Annotated in this window: 6 protein-coding genes; 2 read left to right on the top strand and 4 right to left on the bottom strand. The window is 70.3% G+C overall.

All coding sequences use genetic code 11. The features are described 5' to 3' along the window. Both HUV01_RS13100 and HUV01_RS13105 read left to right on the top strand, forming a co-directional pair. The coding region (locus tag HUV01_RS13100) for a DUF6975 family protein (RefSeq protein WP_438827172.1) at positions 1-300 on the top strand (300 nt) is incomplete at its 5' end. A gap of 44 nt (positions 301-344) precedes the next feature. Then, a complete protein-coding gene (locus HUV01_RS13105) occupies positions 345-1193 on the top strand; it encodes an AAA family ATPase (protein WP_174298667.1) in 849 nt (282 codons plus the stop codon). Between the two features lie 35 nt (positions 1194-1228). On the opposite strand, the gene HUV01_RS13110 is transcribed toward HUV01_RS13105, so the two are convergent. The 4 genes from HUV01_RS13110 to HUV01_RS13125 all read right to left on the bottom strand — a co-directional run. Next, positions 1229-1744, bottom strand: a complete 516-nt coding sequence (locus HUV01_RS13110; protein WP_174298668.1) for a GNAT family N-acetyltransferase — start codon at positions 1742-1744, stop codon at positions 1229-1231. Between the two features lie 18 nt (positions 1745-1762). Beyond that, positions 1763-2185, bottom strand: coding sequence for a nucleoside-diphosphate kinase (gene ndk, locus HUV01_RS13115; RefSeq protein ID WP_174298671.1), 423 nt, complete (start codon positions 2183-2185; stop codon positions 1763-1765). A gap of 134 nt (positions 2186-2319) precedes the next feature. Further along, positions 2320-2772, bottom strand: a complete 453-nt coding sequence (locus tag HUV01_RS13120) for a DNA polymerase III subunit chi (RefSeq protein WP_174298669.1) — start codon at positions 2770-2772, stop codon at positions 2320-2322. A 15-nt stretch (positions 2773-2787) separates the two neighbouring features. Further along, a partial coding sequence (locus HUV01_RS13125; RefSeq protein ID WP_174298670.1) for a leucyl aminopeptidase occupies positions 2788-4059 on the bottom strand: 1272 nt, incomplete at its 5' end.

The following is a 4059-nucleotide window of genomic DNA, read 5'->3' on the forward strand; positions in this document are numbered from 1 at the left end:
GCAGAAACGGAGGCGGCGATCGCCGGCCAGCGCCGCGCGTTCGAGGCGCTGTCGCACTCGGACCGGGCGGGGTGTTCGCTCGGCGCGGCGGCGGCGCTGCTGCTCGACTGGGGGGCCGTCCACGCGATGCTCGGCGCAGCCGCCGCCCGTTTCGGGATCGAGCCCCTCGCCCTCGCCTTTCCTGCGCCCTCCATCGCCGAGAGCCATGCCCGCGCCGCGCTGTTCGCCGCGCAACAGGTGCTCGCGCAGCATCGGGGGCTGTGGCAGTTGCTGGAGTCGCGGGCGGTCGCGCGGGAGTGACGGCGGGGCTTGCGCCACGGCCGCCATCCGATAGGCACCGGTGCATGAAACGCTTCGACGGCACGCAGGACTATGTCGCCAGCGCCGACCTGAAGGTCGCGGTCAACGCCGCGGTGACGCTCCGGCGCCCGTTGCTGGTGAAGGGGGAGCCCGGCACCGGCAAGACGGTGCTGGCGCGTGAGATCGCCCGCGCGATGGGCGCCGAACTGATCGAATGGAGCATCAAGTCCACCACCAAGGCTCAGCAGGGCCTGTACGAGTATGACGCGGTGGCGCGGTTGCGCGACGGCCAGCTCGGCGACCCGCGCGTCAGCGACATCGGCAACTACATCCGTCGCGGCAAGTTGTGGGAGGCCTTCACCCGCCCCTCCCCGCCCGTCCTGCTGATCGACGAGATCGACAAGGCCGACATCGAGTTCCCGAACGACCTGCTCCAGGAACTCGATCGCATGGAGTTCCACGTCTACGAGACCAACGAGACGGTGCGCGCCGTCGACCGCCCGATCGTCGTCATCACCAGCAACAACGAGAAGGAACTGCCCGACGCGTTCCTGCGCCGCTGCTTCTTCCACTATCTGAGCTTTCCCGACCGCGAGACGATGCAGGCGATCGTCGAGGTGCATTTCCCCGGCATCCAGAAGATTCTGGTGAACCGCGCGATGGACGTGTTCTACGAGATCCGCGAGGTGCCGGGCCTGAAGAAGAAGCCGTCGACCAGCGAGCTGATCGACTGGCTGAAGCTGCTGCTGCACGAGGACATGCCGCTCGACGTACTCCAGAACCGCGACCCGACGAAGGCGATCCCGCCGCTTGCCGGCGCGCTGCTGAAGAACGAGGCGGACGTGATGCTGTTCGAGCGGCTGGCCTTCATGGCCCGGCGGCAGGGGCGTTAGCGGCCCGGCCCGGCTTGGCTCGGCTCGACGGGGCGTTAAAGCGTCAGCGCGTACACCGGATCGCGGTACACCGCCGCGCCGACCCGGAACGGGCGCTCGCCGACGATCGTGAAGCCGCTGCGCTCGTAGAACCGGCGCGCGCGCGCATTGCCATGGTATACGCCCAGCAACAGCCGCGCCCCGCCGTCCGCCCGCGCCTCCGCGACCGCTCGCGCCATCAGCGCGGGGCCGAGACCGCCGCCATGGAACGACGCGAGCGCATAGAGCCGGCGCAGCTCGGTGTCGCCGTCGCGCGCGATCGGCAGTCGTGACGGTGTCACCACCATATAGCCGACCGGCGCTCCACCGATGTCGTGCCCCGCCAGCGTCACGCGGGTCATCGGGTCGGCGATCAGGGCGGTGAAAGCGGCGGCCGTCAGCCTGTCCCGGCAATGCGCGACGATGTCCGCGCCGTCCAGGATACCGGCGTAGGTCTCAAGGAAAGTGGCGGTCGCGACGAGGGACAGCGCATCGGCATCGCCCGCGCCCGCCGCCCGCAATCGCCAGGCCATCCGGTTGCCGGACCTTCCTTAGCCGACGATCTCGTCCGGCTGGAAGAAGAACGCGATCTCGGTCGCGGCGTTCTCGTCCGAGTCGGAACCGTGTACCGTGTTGGCCTCGATCGACTCGGCCAGTTCCTTGCGGATCGTGCCCGCGCCGGCATCGGCGGGGTTGGTCGCGCCCATGACGTCGCGGTTGCGCCGCACGGCGTCGTCACCCTCCAGCACCTGCACCACGACCGGGCCGGAGGTCATGAAGCCGACGAGGTCGCGATAGAACGGCCGCTCGGCATGGACGGCGTAGAAGTCCTCGGCCTGGGCGGTCGACAGCAGCAGCCGCTTCGACGCGACGACCCGCAGCCCGGCCTCTTCCAGCATCTTCGTCACCGCCCCGGTCAGGTTCCGGCGGGTGGCATCGGGCTTGATGATCGAAAAGGTACGGTTCGCGGCCATGACGGTCACGGGCTCCTGTCTGGATGGCTTGGATCGGCGCGAGCCCTAGGCGGCACGGCCGGGCTTGGCAACTACAGTGGGGGGCACGGCGGCGGGCAACGGTAGCGGCTGGTACGGTAGTGGCGGGTACGGCGTCACGCCACCTTTTCCCAGCCGCCCTCCTCTTTCTGCCGCCAGTAGCTGCGCTCGATCCCGTCGCGCGCGCCCAGCGCCTTCCAGGCCAGCCGGGCGGCCTCGATATGCTCCTCGTCGAAGAAGTGGAACGCGCGGTCGAACGCCGATGCGCCGTCCGTCACCTCGTCGCGCCAGCGTCCGTCGACCAGCGCCACGTGGCGTGCGCCGTTGCCCGCCGTCACCTCGCCCGCGATCAGCACGGGCTGCGTCGCCTCGTCGCCCGACCCCGCCAGCCCGTGCGGCAGGAAGCTGTCGGGCGAATAGGTCCACAGCAACCGGTCGAGGCCGGTGCGCTGCGTCTCGTCCCCGGCGACGATCAGCAGGCGGCCGCCCTCCGCCAGCACCCTGGCGGCGATCTGGGGCAGCACCCGGTCCAGCGGGCGGGTGGTGAGGTGATAGAAGTCGACCCTCATGCCGCGTCCACGCCGTCACCCCTCGAAATTGTCCGCCACGAACCGGTCGAGCAGCCGCACGCCATAGCCCGTCGCGCCCTTGTCGTGGTTCGCTCCCGGCTTGTCAGACCACACCATCCCCGCGATATCCAGATGCGCCCAGCGCACGCCGTCCTCCACGAACCGCTTGACGAACTGCGCCGCGGTGATCGAGCCCGCCCCCTTGGTGCCGATGTTCTTCATGTCGGCGATCGGCGAGTCGATCAGCTTGTCGTACGCCGCGCCTAGCGGGAAGCGCCACAGCAGGTCTCCGGTCGAAAGGCCCGCGGCGAGCAGCTGGTCGGCCAGCGCGTCGTCGTTGGCGAACAGCCCGCCATGCTCGTGGCCCAGCGCGACGATCATTGCGCCGGTCAGCGTCGCCAGATCGACGATCGTCGTGACACGGTGCGTGCGCTGCACCCAGGTCAGGACGTCGGCCAGCACCAGCCGTCCTTCCGCATCGGTGTTCAGCACCTCGATCGTCTGGCCGGACATGCTGGTGACGATGTCGCCCGGGCGCTGGGCGTTGCCGTCGGGCATGTTCTCGACAAGGCCGCAGACGCCGATGACGTTCGCCTTCGCGCGGCGGCCGGCGATGGCCTTCATCGCGCCGACGACCGCGCCGGCGCCGCCCATGTCCCACTTCATGTCCTCCATGCCGGCGGCGCCCTTGATCGATATGCCGCCGGTGTCGAACGTCACGCCCTTGCCGACCAGCGCCAGCGCCGGATCGCCCTCCCCCGCGCCCGACCACTTCAGCGCCAGCACCTGCGCCTCGCGCCGCGAACCCTGGCTGACGCCCAGCAGCGCGCCCATGCCGAGCCGCGCCATCTCCGCCTCGTCGATCACGGTGATCTCGAGCCCCAGCCCGTCCACGCTCGCGCGCACCTGCTCGACGAAGCTTTCGGGGTAGAGGATGTTCGCCGGCTCGGCCACCAGCCTGCGGGTCAGCGCCATGCCCTGCGTGACGGCATCGACCGCTTCGAAGGCCGCCTCGGCTCCGTCGGGCGCGCCGTGGATCGTGATCGTCGCCAGCGTCGGCTTCGCCTTGTCGGCGAGCTTCGTGCGATAGACGTCGTGCCGCCACCCGCGCTGCGCCGCCGCGCCGGCGAACCGCGCGACCGCCTTCGGCGTGGGCGAGGCGCCCGCAAGGTCGACCGTCACAGCCTCTACGCCCGACATCAGCAGCCGGGCGGTCAGGGCGCCGCCCGCCTTTTCCCAATCCGCCTCGCCGCCCGCGCCGATGCCCAGCAGGACGATGCGGCGCAC

The sequence above is a fragment of the Sphingomonas bacterium genome (assembly GCF_903643035.1).
Classification (GTDB): Bacteria; Pseudomonadota; Alphaproteobacteria; order Sphingomonadales; family Sphingomonadaceae; genus Sphingomonas.